The 19,563-nt window shown below is 65.6% G+C and carries 17 protein-coding genes and 4 pseudogenes; 14 read left to right on the top strand and 7 right to left on the bottom strand.

Annotated elements, in window-relative coordinates; translation table 11 throughout:
- Nucleotides 1-66 precede the first annotated feature (66 nt).
- Together GB932_RS06715 and GB932_RS06710 are read right to left on the bottom strand one after the other, a co-directional pair.
- The gene (locus tag GB932_RS06715) at nt 67-663 is read right to left on the bottom strand and encodes a TetR/AcrR family transcriptional regulator (RefSeq protein ID WP_156759919.1); all 597 of its coding nucleotides are present in this window, start codon (nt 661-663) and stop codon (nt 67-69) included.
- A gap of 100 nt (nt 664-763) precedes the next feature.
- A complete protein-coding gene (locus GB932_RS06710) occupies nt 764-1,735 on the bottom strand; it encodes a DNA-directed RNA polymerase subunit alpha (RefSeq protein ID WP_156759918.1) in 972 nt (323 codons plus the stop codon).
- Nucleotides 1,736-1,895: 160 nt separating this feature from the next.
- On the opposite strand from GB932_RS06710, the gene GB932_RS06705 reads away from it, so the two are divergent.
- The 3 genes and pseudogenes from GB932_RS06705 to GB932_RS19590 all read left to right on the top strand — a co-directional run.
- Nucleotides 1,896-2,735 (top strand): oxidoreductase, encoded by an 840-nt coding sequence (locus GB932_RS06705; RefSeq protein ID WP_156759917.1) that lies wholly within the window; start codon nt 1,896-1,898, stop codon nt 2,733-2,735.
- 13 nt (nt 2,736-2,748) lie between these two features.
- Nucleotides 2,749-4,149: a dihydrolipoyl dehydrogenase gene (gene lpdA, locus GB932_RS06700; RefSeq protein WP_156759916.1), complete on the top strand. Its 1,401-nt coding sequence runs from the start codon at nt 2,749-2,751 to the stop codon at nt 4,147-4,149.
- A gap of 159 nt (nt 4,150-4,308) precedes the next feature.
- Nucleotides 4,309-4,743 (top strand): annotated as a pseudogene (locus GB932_RS19590) (carboxymuconolactone decarboxylase family protein); the annotation flags it as partial.
- A 168-nt stretch (nt 4,744-4,911) separates the two neighbouring features.
- Here the strand turns inward: GB932_RS19590 and GB932_RS06690 are convergent.
- Complete coding sequence (locus tag GB932_RS06690; protein ID WP_156759915.1) at nt 4,912-5,355, bottom strand: winged helix-turn-helix transcriptional regulator; 444 nt, start codon at nt 5,353-5,355, stop codon at nt 4,912-4,914.
- A gap of 199 nt (nt 5,356-5,554) precedes the next feature.
- Here GB932_RS06690 and GB932_RS06685 point away from each other — a divergent pair, with 199 nt between their 5' ends.
- Nucleotides 5,555-6,496, top strand: a complete 942-nt coding sequence (locus GB932_RS06685) for an SLAC1 family transporter (RefSeq protein WP_197517355.1) — start codon at nt 5,555-5,557, stop codon at nt 6,494-6,496.
- Nucleotides 6,493-8,007, top strand: coding sequence for an aldehyde dehydrogenase family protein (locus tag GB932_RS06680; RefSeq protein ID WP_156759913.1), 1,515 nt, complete (start codon nt 6,493-6,495; stop codon nt 8,005-8,007). The genes GB932_RS06685 and GB932_RS06680 overlap by 4 nt, the downstream gene beginning before the upstream one ends.
- Nucleotides 8,008-8,409: 402 nt before the next feature.
- On the opposite strand, the pseudogene GB932_RS19390 reads toward GB932_RS06680, so the two are convergent.
- The 3 genes and pseudogenes from GB932_RS19390 to GB932_RS06655 form a co-directional block, all read right to left on the bottom strand.
- A pseudogene (locus tag GB932_RS19390) lies at nt 8,410-9,447 on the bottom strand (IS3 family transposase).
- Between the two features lie 147 nt (nt 9,448-9,594).
- A complete protein-coding gene (locus tag GB932_RS06660) occupies nt 9,595-10,938 on the bottom strand; it encodes an MFS transporter (RefSeq protein WP_156760108.1) in 1,344 nt (447 codons plus the stop codon).
- Between the two features lie 199 nt (nt 10,939-11,137).
- Nucleotides 11,138-11,941 (bottom strand): thioesterase family protein, encoded by an 804-nt coding sequence (locus GB932_RS06655; RefSeq protein ID WP_156759909.1) that lies wholly within the window; start codon nt 11,939-11,941, stop codon nt 11,138-11,140.
- Nucleotides 11,942-12,305: 364 nt separating this feature from the next.
- Between GB932_RS06655 and GB932_RS06650 the strand changes: the two genes are divergently transcribed.
- From GB932_RS06650 to GB932_RS06610, 9 genes and pseudogenes are all read left to right on the top strand, one after another.
- On the top strand, nt 12,306-13,325 hold the full coding sequence (locus GB932_RS06650) for a helix-turn-helix transcriptional regulator (RefSeq protein ID WP_197517352.1): 1,020 nt from the start codon (nt 12,306-12,308) through the stop codon (nt 13,323-13,325).
- Between the two features lie 141 nt (nt 13,326-13,466).
- Nucleotides 13,467-14,210, top strand: a complete 744-nt coding sequence (locus tag GB932_RS06645) for a GAF domain-containing protein (protein WP_197517351.1) — start codon at nt 13,467-13,469, stop codon at nt 14,208-14,210.
- A gap of 665 nt (nt 14,211-14,875) precedes the next feature.
- The gene (locus GB932_RS20685) at nt 14,876-15,031 is read left to right on the top strand and encodes a DAK2 domain-containing protein (RefSeq protein ID WP_197517350.1); all 156 of its coding nucleotides are present in this window, start codon (nt 14,876-14,878) and stop codon (nt 15,029-15,031) included.
- A gap of 228 nt (nt 15,032-15,259) precedes the next feature.
- On the top strand, nt 15,260-15,703 hold the full coding sequence (locus GB932_RS06635) for a tautomerase family protein (RefSeq protein WP_156759907.1): 444 nt from the start codon (nt 15,260-15,262) through the stop codon (nt 15,701-15,703).
- Nucleotides 15,704-16,494: 791 nt separating this feature from the next.
- Nucleotides 16,495-16,791, top strand: a complete 297-nt coding sequence (locus tag GB932_RS06630; protein WP_156759906.1) for a transketolase C-terminal domain-containing protein — start codon at nt 16,495-16,497, stop codon at nt 16,789-16,791.
- Nucleotides 16,791-16,916: pseudogene (locus GB932_RS20680) on the top strand (biotin/lipoyl-containing protein); the annotation flags it as partial. The gene GB932_RS06630 and the pseudogene GB932_RS20680, both read left to right, overlap by 1 nt.
- A gap of 10 nt (nt 16,917-16,926) precedes the next feature.
- Nucleotides 16,927-17,262 (top strand): 2-oxo acid dehydrogenase subunit E2, encoded by a 336-nt coding sequence (locus tag GB932_RS19585; protein ID WP_156759905.1) that lies wholly within the window; start codon nt 16,927-16,929, stop codon nt 17,260-17,262.
- Nucleotides 17,174-17,569 (top strand): annotated as a pseudogene (locus tag GB932_RS20675) (2-oxo acid dehydrogenase subunit E2); the annotation flags it as partial. The gene GB932_RS19585 and the pseudogene GB932_RS20675, both read left to right, overlap by 89 nt.
- A 166-nt stretch (nt 17,570-17,735) precedes the next feature.
- A complete protein-coding gene (locus tag GB932_RS06610; RefSeq protein WP_156759903.1) occupies nt 17,736-18,620 on the top strand; it encodes an MBL fold metallo-hydrolase in 885 nt (294 codons plus the stop codon).
- A gap of 69 nt (nt 18,621-18,689) precedes the next feature.
- On the opposite strand, the gene GB932_RS06605 is transcribed toward GB932_RS06610, so the two are convergent.
- Nucleotides 18,690-19,520, bottom strand: a complete 831-nt coding sequence (locus GB932_RS06605; RefSeq protein WP_156759902.1) for an alpha/beta fold hydrolase — start codon at nt 19,518-19,520, stop codon at nt 18,690-18,692.
- Nucleotides 19,521-19,563: the final 43 nt, after the last annotated feature.

The raw sequence follows: 19,563 nt of genomic DNA, 5'->3' as shown, positions 1-19,563 counted from the left end.
TTCAGCAGACCCGTCGCTCGGCGCAGCCGGCCTGTGTGGGGTCGCCAATTGCGACGATCGCGTCGCTTAGATCCTTGTCGAGTCAGCAGCGACGCAGTGGAGGCGAATGAGTACGAGCACCCCGGACAGTCCGTGGTCGAGCATCGTCGCGGCCAGCTCAGGATCGTCGATTGCTCGCGAGAGCTGGAGGGTTCCGGTCATCGCCGCGAAGATACTAGCGGCACGTGCGCGAGCATCTTCAGCGGGGATGAAGGCGGCGATGTCATCGATGATCGCGAGCATGCCAGTCGTGTAGCGGTGTCGCGCTGGGGTGCCGCCGCGGATGACGTCGTCGAGCAGTGCGGCAGAGGGGCATCCCTCTTCATGATCGGTGCGGTGCTCGGGGGAGAGGTAGGCGCGGGCGAACTGCTCGAAGCCTTCACGGGTGAACGGTGCAGCCCCATAGGCTTCTCGCTGACGCTGGAGCTGGTCGGCGAGCACGGCGCAGACCAGCTCTTCCTTCGAGTCGAAGTGGTTATAGAACGCGCCGTTGGTCAGTGCCGCATCCGACATCAGGGCAGAGATGCCCGCTCGGTCGATCCCTTCGCGTTTGAAGCGACGGCCAGCGCGTTCGATGATGCGCTGCCGCGTGGCTTGCTTATGTTCGCTGCTGTATCGCACCATCAGTCCTCCAGCATCGCACGTCAGGGCTGCCCCCCCCCGTTTCGGAGGCGGATCCGTGATGAGGCCGTGCAGCACTTCTCCCTCAGACTCACCGTCAGTTTCATCGATCTGAGAAGTAGGTAAGGTCGAAGCCTGTCATCGAGTCCTTGAGGGACAGGCCGAGGGAGCTGAGTCTGTCTTTGACCTCGTCGATCGACTTCTGTCCGAGGTTGCGGATGCTCATAAGTTGCGCCTCGGAGAGAGCGACAAGATCAGCGACGGTGTGGATGCCGTGGCGCTTGAGGCTGTTGTGTGAGCGGACCGACAGATCGAGGTCCTCGATGGGCAGGGGGAGCTCGTTCACGGGCATCTCAGCTACTGGCGCGGCGCCGATCTCGATGCCTTCGGCTTCAACGTTCAGCTCATGGGCGAGACCGAACAACTCGACAAGCGTACGGCCGGCCGACGCGACGGCGTCGCGGGGTGCGATCGACGACTTCGTCTCGACATCCAGCGTGAGCTTGTCGAAGTCGGTGCGCTCGCCTGCGCGCGTCGCCTCGACGCGGTACGCGACCTTGAGGATGGGTGAGTAGATGGAGTCGATCGGGATCTGCCCGGCCGCGGCGTAGTCGTTGCGGTTCTGCGTGGAGGAGACGTAGCCGCGGCCACGCTCGATCGTCAGCTCGAGCTCTAGACGTGCTTCATAGTTCAACGTTGCGATGACCAGATCCGGGTTGTGGAACTCCACGCCCTCCGGGGCGGTGATGTCCGCCGCTGTGACCTCGCCTGCGCCCGTCTTTCGCAGGTAGGCCGCGACGGGCTCGTCACGTTCGCTCGAGACGACGAGCTGCTTGATGTTGAGGATGATCTCCGTGACGTCCTCCTTCACGCCGGGGAGCGTGTGGAACTCGTGCAGTACGCCGTCAGCGCGGATGCTCGTCACTGCGGCGCCAGGGATTGAGGAGAGAAGGCTGCGGCGCAGCGAGTTTCCGATCGTGTAGCCGAATCCGGGCTCGAGCGGCTCGATGACGAACCGGCTGCGGAACTCGGAGATTTTCTCCTCGGCGAGTACCGGGCGCTGTGCGATGAGCACGATGTGTTCCCTTCGTCAGGGGGCCGGCGACGACGTCAGTGGGACTTATTACCTGGATGCGGGATCCTCACGTCCCTCGCGCCATGTCGTCGGCGTGCCTCTACGATTGCCTTACGATCATAATTCAATCGTTGACGGGAACGTCGAGACGGGAGTAGCGATGAACGAGCGAGCTAACGGGCGAGCCGGCGGTGGCCGCCGCGTGGCGGTCGTGACCGGTGCAAGCGGGGGTATCGGACGGGCGACGGCCCGCACGCTCAGGGAAGCCGGCTTCACCGTCGTGGGTACAAGCCGAAACGGTGAAGCCGGCGAGACGGGGGGAGGCTCCGGGTTCGCCGAACTCGATGTGACCGATGACAGATCGGTGCGAGGCCTCGTCAGCGACGTCATCGCGCAGTTCGGGCGAATCGATGTGCTGGTCAACAACGCCGGCGCCGGTCTGGCGGGTGCGGCAGAGGAGACGTCCTTGGAGCAGGTGCGGTCAGTGTTCGAGGCGAACGTGATGGGAGTGATCCGGATGACCAATGCGGTCCTGCCGCACATGCGTCAGGGCGGGCGCGGCCGGATCATCAACATCTCATCCGTTCTCGGCCTGATCCCGGCGCCATTCATGGCGGTGTACGCGGCGACGAAGTTCGCCCTCGAGGGATACTCCGAGTCGATCGACCATGAAGTCCGCGGGTACGGCGTACGCGTGTCGCTCGTGGAGCCCGGTTACACGAGGACCGGGTTCGAGTCGAACACGCAGTGGGGTGAGACGCCGCTGCCCGCGTACGAGGAGCAGCGTGAGACGGCGCGGAAGGTGATCGCGGAGGCGATGCGCACCGCAGACGCCCCGGAGGTCGTCGCCGAGACGGTCCTCACCGCGGTGACTGCGCCGGCGCCTAAGGCGCGCTACGCGGCCGGACGCACGGCCAAAGCGGCGACGATGCTGCGTCGACTCGCCCCGGCCTCCGTCTTCGACGCCCAGATCCGCAAGCTCAACCAGCTGGCGAAGTGAAGGGCGAAGACTCATGACTCAGCACTATGACGTCGTCGTCCTCGGTGCCGGCCCTGGGGGCTACGTCGCTGCGATCCGCGCCGCACAACTCGGCAAGACCGTCGCCGTGATCGAGGAGAAGTACTGGGGCGGCGTCTGCCTCAATGTCGGCTGCATCCCGTCCAAAGCCCTGCTGCGGAACGCGGAGCTTGTTCACACGTACACGCACGATGCGGACTTGTTTGGCATGAGCGGGGAGCTCAGTTTCGACTACGGCGCGGCGTTCGATCGCAGCCGGCGCGTTGCTGACGGGCGGGCGAAGGGCGTGCACTTCCTTATGCGGAAGAGCAGCATCACCGAGATCGACGGTCGCGGCACCTTCATCGACGACCGGTCCCTCCTTGTCCTCCTTAACGGTGGCGGGACGGAGGCCGTCACCTTCGACGACGCGATCATCGCCACCGGCGCCACCCCGCGGCTGCTACCGGGCATCACGCAGAGTCGGAACGTCGTCACCTACGAGTCGCAGATCCTCTCTCGCGACCTTCCGCGCTCCCTGGTCATCATCGGTGCCGGGGCGATCGGCATGGAGTTCGCCTTCCTGATGCGCAGCTATGGCGTGGACGTCACGATCATCGAGGCTCTTGAGCGCCCCCTCCCGAACGAGGATCCGGAGGTAGCACAGGAAGTCAGCCGGCAGTACGCCAAACACGGCATCCGGATCCTGACATCCACGACGGTTGAGTCGGTTGTGGACTCCGGAGACTCGGTGGTCGTCGCTTACTCCGCCCTCGACGACGAGCAGAGCACGACAACCGCCGATCGTGTTCTGGTGTCCGTCGGCTTCGCGCCGAACGTCACCGGATACGGGCTGGAGCGCACAGGAGTCACGCTTAGCAGCCGCGGAGCCATTGAGATCGACGACTTCATGCGCACCAGTGTCCCGCACTTGTATGCGATCGGCGACGTGACCGGCAAACTCCAACTCGCTCACGTCGCCGAGGCGCAGGGGGTCATTGCCGCCGAGACGGTCGCCGAGGCCGACACTATGCCGCTCGGCGACTACCGCATGATGCCGCGCGTCACCTTCAGCCACCCGCAGGTTGCGTCATTCGGGTTCACCGAGGCGCAGGCTCGGGATGAGGGGCATGATGTGCACGTGGCGAAGTTCCCGTTCGTCGCCAACGGCAAGGCGCAGGGTCAAGGGGCCCCAAGCGGGTTTGTGAAGATCCTCGCCGATGCGACCACCGGCGAACTGCTCGGCGCCCACATGGTCGGCACCGAGGTCTCCGAACTGCTCCCCGAGCTCACGCTGGCACAGAAGTGGCAGCTCGGAGCCGCAGAACTCGCACGCAACGTCCACACGCACCCCACCCTGTCGGAGACACTGCAGGAAGGCTTCCACGGCCTCATGGGACACATGATCAACCTGTGAGCGACTCCGGCCCCATCCCGGCCAGGCCGGCAATGGACAAGAGGAAGTTCGATGGTGGCACGGTACCCGGAAGACGGGATCGTTCCGTCTCGCGGGCAGCATCAGCCGACTGGGATCTGCTCGCCGCCATAGCTCGACAAGTCCCTTCCTGAAGTCCGGCAGGCGATCGCCGCATACGCCTCCGTCGTCAACCAGCAATCTGCAGAACGAGGGCTCACCCCGCAAGAGGACGAGCTCGTCAAAGTGCGGATCACCCAGATGAACGGCTGCGCCTACTGCCTTGATCGTCACGGTCGCCTAGCACGCATAGCGGGCAGGTCGCAGCAACGGCGCGACGTCCTGCCCGCAAGGCGTGAGACTTCGGTGTTCACCACGCAGGAGGCAGCCATCCTCGCCATCGCCGAAGCGGCGACCGCCCTGCCCCTCGGGCACGACGCCCGCGCAGAACTCTCCTCCGCACGCTCCGTCCTCGACGACGAACTGTTCGCAGCGGTCGAATGGGTGGTCATCATGATCAACACGTTCAGCCGTGTCTCAATCCTGAGCAACCATCCAGTGGGGTCTGCCGCACGGATGGGACGCTCTGTTACCTAGCCGTGCACCAGACTGTCGCTCCCAGCGCACACTTGTCGCCGTGGCGCGCGCCCGCCAAGCATGCCACAATTCGCGCGCCGCCACCGCCGCATAGCGGGGATCGTCGCAGCGGTCGGCGTCAACAGGGCGAACTCGTTGGACAGATGATCTTTGGCATCTCCACCCGTGTCAGCCCATGGTCTGTGTCATGAAGTCCGAGGCCGCCAGTCCTCCGCAGTTCGCGCACACCACTTCCACATCCAGGGCGTGACCGCAGGTGTGCTCGAATCTCGCTGGTGGACCTTCGGGGCCGGACAGGTGAGCGTCTCCCCATTGCCGCAGCACAGCGAGCACTGGCGCGAGGGAGCGTCCGAGTTCGGTCAGGTGGTACTCGAAGCGTTCGGGACGTTCGCTGTAGCGCCGCCGGTGGAGGATGCCGCGTTGTTCGAGTCTGCGCAACCGTGTCGTGAGCACGTCACGCGGCGCTCCCGTGCGCTCGACGATCTGAGCGAACCGATGACGGCCGAGGAGCAGCTCCCGCACGATGAGGAGCGACCACTTTTCTCCGACGATCTCCAGGGTTCGCGCGACGGAACACGACTGAATGCCCTCGCTTCTTCCGGACCCGCTCATTCTCCCATGATAGGGACAGGCGCCGTACGGCGTCCGACTTCACGCGCCCGAGCGGCGGTGTCGTCGCAGTGCGACCCGGCAGGGGAATAGAGTATCGGTGTGAGTTTGAAGTTCCAACCATCCCCCAGAAGCCGGTACCTTCATGCATCAGCGTAGGAAGGGGCAGAAGACAGAACGGACCCCTGTCCCGTTCGGGGTCTTGGCGATCTCACTCGGCCTCGCAGGAACCGGCTCGGCCTGGATCGCTGCGGACCGGTCCTTTTCCCTGTCTCCGCTGATCGGCGAGCTGCTTTTCGCTGCGAGCGCTCTCCTGTGGGCACTGACGCTTGTCATGCGGTTCCCGTTCACCCCGCGGCGGTGGAGTCACCTTCTGGCAGACCTGGATCATCCGGCATCGGGACCGTTCCCTGCGTACGTACCGGTTATCGCGCTTCTGCTCACTGCCCATTACGCACCCTGGTTGTCTCCGCCGATGCCAGTGCTGTTGTGCCTGCTGTGGGCGGCGATGCTCACCGTCCTGTGCGGCTACCTCCTCGCCCGATGGCTCGGCGGAGAGTTGAATCTGGCCGACATTCACCCGGGCTACGCGCTGCCGGTCATTGCGGGCCCGTACATCGCCAGCACCGCGCTCGGCACGGTCGGCCTTCGTGACGCGAGCCTCGCCGCATTCGGTGCGGGTACCTTCTGCTGGATCGTCATCGGCACCGTCATCGCCGGGCGCCTCATCGTCGGCGGGCCGCTGCCAGCAGCGCTCACGCCGACACTGGCCGTCACGACCACCCCGCCCATTACCGCAGCGCTCGCATGGTTCACCTATATGGGAGGGGGAGTGGATAGCGTGCAGGTTCTGCTCCTAGGCATTATCGCCTTGTTGGTCGTCGTGCAACCCTTCTTCATCCCTGCGTACCGGCGTGCACCATTTGGTATGTCATGGTGGGCGATGCTTTTCCCCGCCGGGGCGCTCGCCGGCTACAGCCTCCGCTGGGACGCGGCGCTGCACTCGGCGACATCCACTTGGATTGCCATCGCGGCGTTGACGACGGCGACGTCCGCTCTCGCCCTTCTCGCGTCCATATCCCTGGTGCGCGCAGCCCGACCCGCGCGCCCATCTGCCGCGCTGATTCCTGAGGAGACATCGTGACTCGAAACCAGCTGACCCGCCTCACCGCCGGTGCAATCATTCCCTACGGCGGAAACCGCTTCACGGCTGTGTCGGAGGATCTTGCCGAGGCTTTCCAGGCGGGTGACCATCTGCATGTGGTGCAGTCCACCGGTGCTCTGTTGCGTATACCCGCGGCGGTGCGCGCGCTCGTCGACACCCACGTCGACGCCGCGGTGGCCGCTGCAGTCGCTCTGCGCGCGGCACCCGACGAGCGGATCAGGGGCTTCTACCACGGCTTCGCAGACGCGATCGAGGACGAGCGCGTCTGGGCACAAGTTTCTGCGGCCAACGCCGCGGACATCTCCCGCGCAATCGCACTCGGGCGCTCGACTACACGCCTCGGCCTTTCCGAGCCTGTGCGCCGCGACATGATCGCGGGTCTTCGCGACTGGGCCGACCGCATCTCGTCGTCCTCGCCCCGGGGAAAAGAGATCGCGCAGGTCGACCACGGCGACTGGAGCGTGCGTGTCCTCGCAGCCCCCCTCGGCGTGATCGGATTCGTGTTCGAGGGACGACCGAATGTGTTCGCCGACGCCGCGGGTGTTCTGGCCACAGGGAACACCGCTGTGCTCCGCATCGGCGGCGACGCGCTTGGCACCGCGCTCGCGATCGACTCTCTGGCGCTGCGCCCTGCGCTTGAGAAGGCGGGGCTGCCCGAGGGGTCCATCTCCCTCATTCCGACGCGTGACCGTTCGGCCGGGTGGGCGCTTTTCAGCGACGCCCGCGTGGCGCTTGCGGTCGCTCGCGGGTCCGGCCCCGCCGTCGCCCAACTGGGGAGCGTGGCACGGCAGAGTGGTATCCCCCTCAGCGCTCACGGGACTGGTGGTGCGTGGCTTCTTGCAGACGAGACTGCCGACGCCCAGCGTCTGTCGCTGGTGGTCGAGCACTCGCTGGACCGCAAGGTCTGCAACACGGTCAACGTCGTCGCGGTTCCTCGTTCCCGGGCTGCGCAACTGATTCCGGTGGTCAGCGCCGCGGCGGATCGGGTGGCGGGAGAGCGTGGCTGTGTGGCTCGTCTGCATGTGACCGATTCCGCGCGAGAGTTCGTTCCGCCGAGTGAGTTTGTCCGCGCGATCGACGTGCACCGTGCGGAGGGCACCATCGCTGAGCCGCGTACCACGATCCTCTCGGAGTCGGATCTGGGTGTCGAGTGGGAATGGGAGGGCACTCCTGAACTCACAGTCACGGTCGTCGACGATCTCGAACACGCGATCGCACTGTTCAACAGGTACAGCCCGCAGTTCGTCGTCTCGCTGGTGTCTGAGGATTCCGCGGCGCATGCGCGAGTTCGGCTCGAGGTCAACGCCCCCTTCATCGGCGACGGGTTCACGCGCTGGGCCGATGGCCAATACGCGCTCTCTCAGCCCGAGTTGGGGCTGTCCAACTGGGAAAGTGGCCGCCTCCTGAGTCGGGGTGGGATCTTGACCGGTTCCGACCTCGCGAGCCATCAGACCATCGCCACCACGCCGAACCCACACCAGCGGCGCTGAATAGCGAGCGCGGCGCCGCTCTCGAGTACGGTTGGCCAACGACCGAGCCATGCGGCCAGGTTGTGAACCTCAGTGCACGCGCGCTACGTCCAGCAAGGTCGCCGCGGTGATGGTGTGCAGAGCCCGTCAAGGTCGTCGGCGCCGTTACCGACGCGGGCACTGGCGCCGTCGAAGAGTGTGCTGAGCTGGCGAGCCACGAGGCCGGGATCGGCCGCGGTACCATGCGCGGCCGCCGTGCGGAAGAATCACTGCAGCTCCTGCTCAACGCGGGCGGCGGGTCGCCTCGCCGGGTGACTCGCATCTTTGGGTTCGATTCGCGCGGTAAGGTATTGGCAACCGGGGCTGACGCACGGAGAGGTGACACCTTGACCTGCCCCAGGGATTCGGTTCCACTCCGGGGCGCTAACTCGCGGCGGGGACGTCGTTGATTTCGAGTATCTCGTACGTGATCGAGGTGCGGTAGCCGAGGGCGGAGTTTCGGCTCTGGCGATTGTGGAAGATCTCGACGTATTCGAAGATCGCGTCAACGAGTTCGATACTGGTGTTCCACTTCTTCCTGTTCAGCAGCTCGATCCGCATCGATGACCAGAAACTCTCCATCATCGCGTTGTCGAGCCCGTCGCCGACCGATCCGAACGAGGGCAGCTACCCAGCGGAGCGGATCTTCTCTCCGAAGGGCCACGAGGTCGATTGCGTCCCGTGATCCGCATGGACGATGCCGCCCGGCGCGGGGTGACGATTCCGGATGGCCATGTCGAGCGCGTTGATGACAAGTGTGGTCTCCTGCTTGGAGTCGATCGACCAGCCCATGATGCGAAGACTGTAGGCGTCAAGCACTGCGGCGCAGTCGACCCAGCATTCGCATGTGCGACTCTGCGTGACGTCGGTGTCCCAGAGGTCGTTCGGACGGGGGCCGGGCGCACTTGCGATTCACGAGATCGTCGGCCTTGACGACGCGACGGAGCCGCTTGGTGCGGACCGGGTCGGGGAGCTCGTAGATCCCGGCCAGACACATCAGCTTGTGCACCGTCCGCTCGCCGACGTCGACCCCCATCGCCATCGTCAAGTCGGCGTGGACGCGGCGGCAACCGTAGGTCCCGCGTGAGGTGACGTTCTCTTCCCGGATCAACCCGGTCAGCCACCGCCGGCGCAGCGCGGACTGGGTCACGGGCTTCCGTTTGACGCGGTAGGAGTGCTGCCGGGCGACTCCGAGGTCGCGGCAGCAGTAGTCGATCGGGAGCCCGGGATCGGCGGGGCGGTCGATCACCGGGAAGAGTATTTTGGACGGAGACGCTCCTTGTCGGGGAAGCTTCGCCGCTTGCCGGACGATCAGCAGCTCAGTCCCGAGCTCTCGGATGCGACGTTTCGCTACCGAAGCTCAGCCGATTCCGGCGATGGGACACCGGATCGCCGGCCGTTGTCGATGTCGTCCTGGCGGATTCAGTTCGAGAGCGCGACAGCGCGAGCACGAAACTCCGACGGATAGGGACGTGGCATGAGGATGAGCCTTCCGGATCAGGTCACCAGCCAGCCACCGAAACTGGAACCCCTTCCGTGGAGCAGGACAAGATGTCACCTCTCCGTGCATCAGACCCGAACGCCGACTTGACCGTTGTCCTGAGGCGCGAGTGGGATTCCAGTATGGTCGGGCAAGAAAAGCACGGCCACGAGCCCGAGCGTCGTCATCCCGGAGAGATATACGGTCACGGCAAGCGTCGACCCCGTAGCTTGGACGAGGGCTGTGGCGATCATAGGAGCGAATGCTCCGCCGAGGATCGACCCCAATGCATACGAGACGGAGGCACCCGAGAAGCGCACCCGTACGGGGAAGAGTTCCGCGAAGAAGGACGACAGAGGGCCGTAGATGATTCCGTTTCCGATCGACAGGAACGCCAGGGCAACGACGAGTCCGCCGAGCGTGGCCGTGTTCAACAGGGGGAACAGAGCCAGGACGCCGACGAAGAGAGCGACCGATCCGATGGCCATGGTCCGACGGCGGCCGAGTCGGTCGCTGACCCACCCGCCGAACAGCGTCGACAGCAACCAGACCACCGAGGACACCGCTACCGCCCACAGCACCGGTCCACGCTCGAGCGCCACCGGCCCATCGGGGTTGGTCGCATAGTTCTGAACGAACCCGCCCGTGGTCATGTAGCCCACGGCGCCGGACCCGGCGAACACGACAGCTGCCAGGATCACGGTGCCCGAATGCCGCCGGAAGAGCGTGATCAGCGGCGTGCGAACCTGATCCTTGCGCTGCGCGAGCGCGGTGAAGACAGGGCTCTCCTGCACGCCGCGGCGAACGAAGTACCCCACCGCGATGAGTGGCACGGAGATCAAGAAGGGCACGCGCCAACCCCATTCGCTGAACGCGTCCCCCGGCGCGATGGCGGTCATCGCGGCCATGACCGCCGAAGCCGCCAGCAATCCCAGAGGCACCCCGACCTGCGGAGACGATCCGTACAGCCCGCGGCGCTTGACGGGAGCGTGCTCCACCGACATCAGGGCGGCGGCCCCCCACTCCCCGCCCGCGGAGACGCCCTGGAGGATGCGGAGCAGAACCAGGAGGATCGGCGCGCTCACCCCGATCATCTCGTATGTCGGCAACAGCCCGACCAGCGTGGTGGCCGCGCCCATGAGGACGAGCGTGAACGTCAGCACGATTCGGCGGCCGTAGCGATCGCCGAGCGATCCGGCGAGGAACGCGCCGAGGGGGCGGAAGAGAAAGGAGACTCCCACCGTGGCGAACGCGAGGAGCGTGGCCGCCGCGGATCCCGCGGGGGCGAAGTACAACTGACCGAACACGAGGCCCGCCGCCGCTGCGAAGATGAAGAAGTCGTACCACTCGATCGTCGTTCCGATGACGGTGGCAGCGACGACGCGGCGTCGCTCGGATGGCTTCGTCGTCGCCGGATAATCGATGTCCGTCATCGATGCCGAACTGTCAGGAGAGGTCATTCTCAGGCCTTTCGTATACGCGGGTTGGCCCGTGCTGTCTGGTCTGACGTCGATGTCAGCGACGTTCCTCGTCTTTGAGGTCGCTTCGGCACGGGTGGCGCAGTCCACACTCCCCGCGATCCGCCGACGAATATAGAACTCTGGTGCCAGAACGTGTCATATGTGTGCCCGGTCAGCGGGCCCCGAGCGCGAGTCTCAACTGCTGTGCACGCCCGAGGTGCGCCCCGCACTCATCCCAGGCATCGGCGACCTCCGTCACCCATCCGCCGTCCTCGGCCGCGAGGGTCGTGGCCTGTACCAGCACCCACGGCGATGATGCCGGTCTCGACGAGAGGTGTGCGGAGAGCTCCAGGGTCGGAACCGCCCGACGTTCTCGGATCACGGCCGAGTAGGACGGCGGAAGAGCGTCGAGGAAGAAGAGCACGGAACGCTGCGAGGCCGGCGTGGGCAACTTTCGTACGCGCATCCAGGCGCACATCATCGCCGTCGGACCGCCATGGTACGGGCGCAGGTCCCCCAGAGGACGCACCTCGACGCTGTCCATGACCGGCGACTTGCCGAGCACGTCATCGTACGGCTCGACAGAATCCGGCGTGGGCACGGCTGGCATCGGGGGAGTGATCTCGACCCCGATCGGCTGCGGTGGTCCGAAGGTGGCTGTCGCAGTCACGCACAGACCATCGGGGCTCGTGGCTGCACACTCCACGGATTGTGCGCTGCGGCCAGCCCGTACGACGCGGGACGATAACGCGAGCTTCTCGCGCACAGCACGGTGAAAGTGACCCGTGATGCCGCGCAGCGCCAGACCGGGCGCCTCGCGAGCGGCCGACGCCGTCATCAGCGACAGCGTCAAGCCGCCGTGCAGGCCACCGAACCCCCACATCTCCGGCGAGACGGCGATCTCCTCCGCGGGATCGCCGAAGATCAGTCTCGCCAACTCGCCGGTGCTCGCGAGGTGCGAGTCGGATGCATTCATGTCGAGCTCCCCGTCATCCTCGTGTCGCCACACGCGCTCCGCCGCAGGTGGGGCCAGGATATCGAGAGGGGTCCGATGCCGGGTAGGACCAAGGCGTCGCGCGCCGGGATCGCGATGCCAGACGCGAGGATGGTGCGCGACGACGGTGCGCGACGGACCCAGGCAGTGGCCGCGGGCCGAACGTGGCGCGCGGGTAGAAGAGTTCTGCCAGCTTCTGGTACTGAAATGCCGCCATCGCCGGTCCTCGGTTGGGGTGCTGTGGCCCTGGTTAGGGTTTGTCGCGATCTAGTTCATCGAGGAACAGCGCGACTGTCGGGGCGTGTGAGACCCTCCAGATCGTCCGCCTCAAGTAGAGAGGTGTGGAATGAGTTTGCTGCAGACGATGGATGCGACCGTCGACATGTCGATGGGGTATTCGGTGGGAGAGCGACCGATCCCACCGCAAGACGTGGAACGTCGCCTCGTTCCGCTCGAGATCACGACGATCGATCCGACCCGCCGTACCCTCACCACGACGAGCGGGGATCTCGGCGACCTGCTGGTGACGGACTGGGTCTGCACGGCGAGCGAGGGGACGGTGTGTGCCGACCGCCTTGCCGATCAGGCCGAGTCCCTGCTGGTGCTCGCTCCCCTGGCCGGGCGGCAGCACCTGCGCACCGGCGACGAGACCTTCGTCCTGCAGCCGGGGAACATCCTGTTGCTGAACAACCGAACCGCCGCGGCGTTCACGATTCCCGACCATCTCACCAAGCGGACGATCAAGGTGCCTGCCGTGGCGCTTTCGGGATTCGGCCTCACGCATCGACTCCCGGATCACTTGCTGCTGGAGACAGCCTCGTCCCCGCTGACCCTCGTCTTCTATGACTTCCTGATGAGCGTCAATCGACGACTCCCGGGGATGTCCGGGGGAGAGATCGAGAGCACACGTTCTGCGCTCCTGGCATTGCTTGCCGGTCTGATCAGCGGTACCCGCACCGACACGGCTTCCAACGACCTGCTGTCGGTCCTGCGCCGGCAGATGGAGCAATGGATCGCCGAGCACCTCGATAAAGGCCCCATCCGTCTGGCCGACATGGCGCGGGCGCACAATGTCGCGCCGCGAACCGTCCATCGGGCGTTCTCCTCGACGGGCGACACCCTGGGCGAGGTCGTGCGCGCACGACGGCTCGCTGCAGCACGCGACGATCTGGTCCGTAGCGCGTCGACGATCTCGGCCATCGCCCACCGCTGGGGCTATTGCGATGCCAGCCATTTCGGACGCGAGTTCCGGCGCGGTTTCGGCTCGGCGCCCGGAGCCTACCGCGAGGCCTTCGGCACCCCCCTCGCGCAGGCGGCCGGGCGGAGCCGTCGCACCCACTCCGCACGCCGGGCGCGAACGTCGTGATCCTGAGTGAACGGGTCGCGGATGTCGCGAGCGCAAGCTCCTCGGGGGCGTCCCGACGGGCCCCGCGGAGGCGATCACGAAAACGACTGCCGGCTGCGAGCGATCACCGCCTGCCCTGCTGACCTGGTCGGACGGTTCGAGTTGCACCCGCTGCTCGATCGGATCCCGCGAAATGCCGCCCGGCTGCTCAACTGCCGCTCGGGCTCCGTCTGTCTCGTTGACGAGGATGCGGGCACCTGCACCAAGCACGTGGATTTCGGTGTGGGGTGCCAGGAGGTGCAGACGTTCTCGCTCGAGGAAGGAGCGACCGGTGCGGTCGTGCGGAGCCGCGGAGCGGTGATCGCCGAATTGTGTCCCTCCATCGCCGGAAGTCACATTCCGCCACGTGATCCCCGCTACCTGTGCCCCGTGATCGGGGTGCCGATCTGGTGGGCCGATCAGCTCGTGGGCGCGTGTGTGATCGTCCGCGATGAGCCCGGGGAATCGTTCACCGCGGCGGACGTGCAGATCCTGGATCTCTTCGCGCGCCACGCCGCGATGGCGATTGAGACAGCGCAGCTGCACGCCCGAGCGACGGCCCGCGAACGCGAACTGGCGGTGGTCAACGTGCGCGAGCGCGCCGTGAGCGACATCTACAACACCATGGGCCGATCCTTGAAGTCGGTCGTCCGTCACATCGGTGATGGGCGACGACGGCTCGGCGACGGTCATGACGTGCAGATGCATCTGCAGGCAGTATACGACGGTGCCATCGAAGCTCTCTCCGACGCACGGCTCGCAGCATCGGGCCTTCCACGCCGGAAGGCCGCACGCACGAGCAGGGCCTGGTGCTCGAGCTTTACCGGGCTGAGGCGGAGGCTCGACTCAATACGGACCTCACGGTGAGCGGCGAGGTACATGATGTCTCGAGCGAGATCGCGCTTCACATGTGCTGAGTCACGCAGGAGTCGTTCGCCAGCGTCGTCGCGCATGCGCAAGCGAGCCTCGTCCCGCTCGGGTTCATCTACGGTTCGCGGATTTATCACCCTGCTGGTCGATGACAACGGGCGTGGTTTTGTGATCCCCGGTGACCAGCGCAGCGAGGGTTCGAGCGATGCGCAAGAGCATTGTACTGTGCGGCATGACCTCGCGTGGGATGCACGTGGGCGCGAAATCTCGATCGAGTCGATCTCTCGTTGGGGTACGAAGATCAGGGCGGTATTCTCCGACGAGGATTCGGCGGCGCGGTGCGCGCGATCGCATCGCGGTCGAGCAAAGTCGCCGTCGTCTCCGGAAGCGTGGCGGGGCACTACCCGGCGTTTACCGGGGTGGATCGGCCAGGGGCTGCTTGTCGGGGCCGTGACGGACAACATCTTCTCCTCGCCCAGCGCTTCGCCGCCAAGAGGATCGTCGAGGGTGGCGCGGGTAGTGTCACGCATGGATGCCACGAGCATCGAAGCTCGGTGACCTGGATGCGATCGCCAGCGATGGAGACCACGGCATCGGGATGACCCGCGGCGCTGCTGTCGCAGACCGAGCAGACGTGGCGCTCGGCGGAGAGCGCGGCGGCCGTGGCGAGTGAGATTGCTCAGGCGACGGCGGTCCTGACGTCTCGTTTCGGGCGTGCTCGGGTGCTCTCGCAACGATCCATGGGTCACTTCGAACCCGGCGCCGTCCTGTCCGCGTTGGCGGCTCGGGCGGCGGCGGAGGTCGCCGTCGGTGCCTAGAATCGGCGCGGCTCGCATAACCGATGAAACCTCGCACCTCGGTGAGGGAGATCCCTACGCCACGGACCTTCTGCCGCCTGGATCCTCGAGTGTGGCGCATCGATCCTCATCCATGGCGTCGATGTTCTACGCGCCCGTGGCCTCCCGAACTTACCTTGGCTTCCTACCTACCGGCGCGTGTGCCGGGCGGACCAGCGATGACGCTGGCAGTCGCGAGAGGAACCCGAAATGCCGTACTTCAAAATCAGCACGCCCATCGGCGCGTATACCGACGAGGACAAACAGGCCATCGCAAAGGCGATTACGGACGCATGCACCCTCTACGTGCAGATCCCCGCGTTCTTCGTGAACGTCTACTTCGACGAGATCGCGCCCAACAACACCTATACGGGCGGTGAGTCGCGCGACAACTTCGTGCGCATCATGGCCGACACGTCGGCCCGTCAGATGCCGACGGCGGAGATGCGTGCAGGTGCGATGTCCGTCCTCGTTGAGGCAATGCGCCCGTTCATCCAAGACCGCGGGTATCACAGCGAGATCAATCTGGACGAGACGCCGCTCGATCTGTGGCGGGTGGACGGTATCGTCGCGCCGGTCGATTCCCCCGAGATCTTCGACAGGTGGATCAAGGAGAACCGCGCCGTGCCGTGGGAGGTGCCCCAGACGGCCTGATCGAAGCGCTCTCATCATGGCCCGGCGGTCTGCCGAGCGTCGGGCGATGGTGAGATATCCGCCCGCCACCTCCTCTCCCTGCGTTCCCACACAACACCTGAGGAACAGACGAGTGCCATCACCAAGCTCCAGCCCGCGGCCGCCTTGGGTTCGGCTCACTACGACGCAGACGGACTGGTGCGAAGCCGATCCGCACCTGTCAACCGCGATGTTCGCCCAGATCCACCTCGTACCCACCTTCGAGGAGGCGGTGCTCGTTCGCGCCGGCCAGGGCCTCATCAACGACCCGGCCCACTCCAGCGTCGGTCAGGAGGCGGCCCCGCCGGCTCGATCCGCTCGCTGACGGCCGCGGATAAGGTCAACTGTTCGCACCGTGGACACCATCAGTTCTCGGCCAAGACGTTCGGTGCCGTTGTCTCGGAGGGTCCTGCGGCGCAGCCTGTCGGAGATCCGAGGGCTCGCGGACCGGCTACGGCTCGCAGCAATCGATGGACACCGCCGGTTTCATGGCGACCTCCGCCGGATGAGGAATCGCTCCGCCTTCCACGCCGATGGATTGCATCGGAATGATGAACACCGCGCTGCGCAGGGAGGACCCGATCGACGTGCTGGAGAACGACGCGGACTTGTATCGCACGGAGGGGCCGTTCCACTGACCGATCGCGCCTTCTTCATCCCGATCAGCAAGGCGGCCGTGAGGCGCGAGGGTGCGGTGGTGACCGTCCTGGCCTTTCTGTCGATGGCTCAGGCGTCCGTGGACGCGGCCGAGGCCTAATGAGGAGGCCGTCGACCTGCGATGGCTAAATCTCGTGAGCATTGACTGGGTGACCGTCGAGGCGAACGTGGAGAAGAGCAACCGAGTGCTGATCGTCGAGCAGGGATTGCAGCAGATCTCCTACGGCGTAGTCCTGGCCTACGCGATCCGGCGTCGACTGTTCGAGCGACTCGACGCGCCCCTGGAACGTTTCGTCGGTGCCGAGGTGCCGCCGAGCGTCAGCCGTGTTCCGGAGACCACAGCGCTCGCGAACACCGACTCCGTGAGGGCTGCACTTGTCCCGATCACCTCTGACGGTCATGGGGCGCGCTGATGGCGACGATCGTGCGTATGCCCAGGGCGACGGCCGACGCCACTGAGGCGGCGCTCGTGGAGTGGACGATGGAGGTGGGGTCGACGCTGCAAGCCGGTGACGCGATTGCCGTCGTAGAGACCCAGAAGGCCAACGTTGACGGAAACGGTTATCCCCCCCCATTCCCGAACGCGTCGCGCGATCGCTTCGGTGCTCGTAACGAGAGAGCAGACGGTGCCGCACGTCTCGTTGAGTGCCACTTTGCGCGTCGATGCGCACCTTGCTCTGCGCTCGCAGATCAACGCAGTGGCGCCGATCAAGGTCTCCATCGACGACCTCCTCGTCAAGGCGGCCGCGCATGCGTGCCCTTCCGTGCCGGGCATGAAGGTGAGGTGGGCCGCCGATGCGGTGCGACGCTTCGAAAGCGTGGGCATCTCGGCGGTTATCGGCTCCGATCGTGGTCTGGCCACTCCGCTGGGGAGGGGGCGATAGATGGAACGCGACGAACATTGGCCGGCTCGTGCGCGACTTCGCGCAACGTGCGGACGCGGGGGCGCTGAGGCAGGACGAGATCGTCGGCGGATGCTTCACGATCTCGGACTTCGGAGTGTGCGGCGTTGAGAGCTTCTCGGCCATCATCAATCCGCGGCAGGTGGGTATCTTGGCGGACGGAGCGGCCGTCGAGGGCCCAGCGATCGCGGACGTACGAGTGGAGATCCGGACACATGTCTCGGTGACTGCGTCCTTCGATCATCGACGCGTCGACGGGGTGCTCGACGCTGACTGGCTCGCAGCCTTCCGATTCCTGGTCGCTCGCCGTCGTAACGCGACCCGAAGAGAGGCGAGTGCGTCGCGGGCGCGGCGCACGTGTCCCACTCGCGGACGTGGTGGTTCTATCCACAGGACCGCCGTCTTCGTAGCGTGGGGAATGACACATAGTCCGACCCCACGATCCGGAGGCACATATGCCCAATCTGCCGTCAGCCGTCACTCCTCCTCCCTCGTTGCGTGCAACCGTCTTCCAGGGAGAGTGGCCGCGCATCCCGTCAGAGCCTGGCGAGGTTCCCGAGGGGACCTTCGGCCCGGCCAACGCGACCCTCATCAGCGGCCCGTCTGAGATCGTCCTCATCGACGCCGGTCATCTGAAGAAGGACGTCGAGTCGCTGGGAGACCTCATCGAGAGCACGGGAAAGACGCTCACAACGATCTATGTCACGCACGACCACGCCGACCACTATCTCGGCATCGGTCCGCTCCTGGAGCGCTTCCCGGGAGCCAAGGCCGTGACGCTCCCCTCTGTCCTGGCGTCGATGAGAGAGACCTGGGAGGCACAGCGAGCACAGTGGAAGATGTTCTTCGGTGACCGCTGCGTCGAGCACGGACCGATGCCTGAGGAGCTCGTGGGTAACACACTCTTTGTCGACGGCTACGAGGTCGAGATCATCGAAGTGCCCCAGGCCGATATCCATCCGACGAGCATCGTCCACGTCCCCGAGCTCGATCTCGTGGTCGCTGGCGACGGCATCTACAACGAAATCCACCCGATGCTGGCCCTCGGGACCCCGGATGAGTGGAAGGACTGGCTGCGGACCATCGACATCGTCGAGGCTCTCAAACCGCGAATGATCGTCGCAGGTCACCGTCGTCCCGACAGCGACGATCGCGCGGTCGAAGCCATGATCTCCCAGACGCGTTCCTACATCAAGGACTTCGCGGCGGCGTATGAGGCATCCACAACGATCGAGGAGCTCATCGGAACGATGATGGCGAAGTACCCGACCCACGGGAACTTCTGGAGCCTGCAGGTCTCTGCCGCGGCTGCGCTGGCCCGACGGAGCGACGAGGGCTGAACCCGCCCGTCCTGACGCCCAAACGGCCGATCCCCTCACTCATGGACGTGAGGGGGATCGGCCGTTTCGTCAGCGGTTTTCGACCTCGGTGACGAACGCGTCGATGAGCATGGCCGTCTCCCGTGGGTGCGAGACATACGGAGAGTGACCCGAGGGCAGGTGCTCGACGCGGACGTCCGGGATGTGTCTCGCCAGCTCGGCCTCCCATCCGGGCTCGAGCAAGCGGTCGTGATCTCCGACGACGAGCATGGTGGGGCGGGTGCCCGCCGCCAGGGCCTCGGGGAAGTCCCATGAACGGGCATCCTCGGGTGCGGCCGGATTGCGCAGAGAGGGAGCCATCATCGACTCCCAGTGTCCGGGGCGCATGCTGCTCTCCAGTCGCGCCCGCGAGTGCTCCTCGTCCTCGACTCCGGATGGCAGGATCCACGCGTCGATCCGGCGTGCATCTTCGATACTCGGTGTGTAGGTAGCCATGTCAGCGGCGGCCTCCGGGATGCGAAAGGGCCCACCTGTTCCCGAGATGCTCGTGACCGACCTCATGCGCCACGCGGTCTCCTCGCGGATCGACATCCGCAACGCCATCCCGCCTCCGAATGAGCTCCCGACGACGTGAATGTCGCGAAGGTCGAGGGCATCGAGGAAGGACGCCAGGTGACGCAGGCGTGGCTCATAGGGGTTCTCGCCGAAGAAGACGGCCTTGTCAGTGCCGCCGAACCCCAACATCTCGGGAATGACCAGGCGGAATCCCGAGAGCGGTTCGATCATGCGGTGGTAGGTGTTCTCGGCGTCGCCGCCGTATGCGCCCTCGTGTAGCAGTACGATGATCGGTCCGTCGTCGGAGCCCTCGTCGAAGTACCGAGTCCGGACCGGTCCCAATTTTATTCGGCGCGCAGCCATCATCTCGTTTTCCCTCCGGTGAAGCGACGCTGATCGCGCCTGTCCA

The sequence above is a fragment of the Microbacterium karelineae genome, assembly GCF_009745985.1.
GTDB classification, from domain to species: Bacteria; Actinomycetota; Actinomycetes; order Actinomycetales; family Microbacteriaceae; genus Microbacterium; species Microbacterium karelineae.
This window is presented reverse-complemented; position numbering and strand designations above follow the sequence as displayed.

Bases quoted from the DNA above. Each gene is read 5' to 3' on its own strand.
- GB932_RS06650 (WP_197517352.1), top strand. From the start codon at position 12,306: ATGAGTTTGCTGCAGACGATGGATGCGACCGTCGACATGTCGATGGGG.
- lpdA (WP_156759916.1), top strand. From the start codon at position 2,749: ATGACTCAGCACTATGACGTCGTCGTCCTCGGTGCCGGCCCTGGGGGC.
- GB932_RS06690 (WP_156759915.1), bottom strand. From the start codon at position 5,355: ATGAGCGGGTCCGGAAGAAGCGAGGGCATTCAGTCGTGTTCCGTCGCG.
- GB932_RS06655 (WP_156759909.1), bottom strand. From the start codon at position 11,941: ATGAATGCATCCGACTCGCACCTCGCGAGCACCGGCGAGTTGGCGAGA.
- GB932_RS06660 (WP_156760108.1), bottom strand. From the start codon at position 10,938: ATGACGGACATCGATTATCCGGCGACGACGAAGCCATCCGAGCGACGC.
- GB932_RS06705 (WP_156759917.1), top strand. From the start codon at position 1,896: ATGAACGAGCGAGCTAACGGGCGAGCCGGCGGTGGCCGCCGCGTGGCG.
- GB932_RS06715 (WP_156759919.1), bottom strand. From the start codon at position 663: ATGGTGCGATACAGCAGCGAACATAAGCAAGCCACGCGGCAGCGCATC.
- GB932_RS06610 (WP_156759903.1), top strand. From the start codon at position 17,736: ATGCCCAATCTGCCGTCAGCCGTCACTCCTCCTCCCTCGTTGCGTGCA.
- GB932_RS06635 (WP_156759907.1), top strand. From the start codon at position 15,260: ATGCCGTACTTCAAAATCAGCACGCCCATCGGCGCGTATACCGACGAG.
- GB932_RS06605 (WP_156759902.1), bottom strand. From the start codon at position 19,520: ATGATGGCTGCGCGCCGAATAAAATTGGGACCGGTCCGGACTCGGTAC.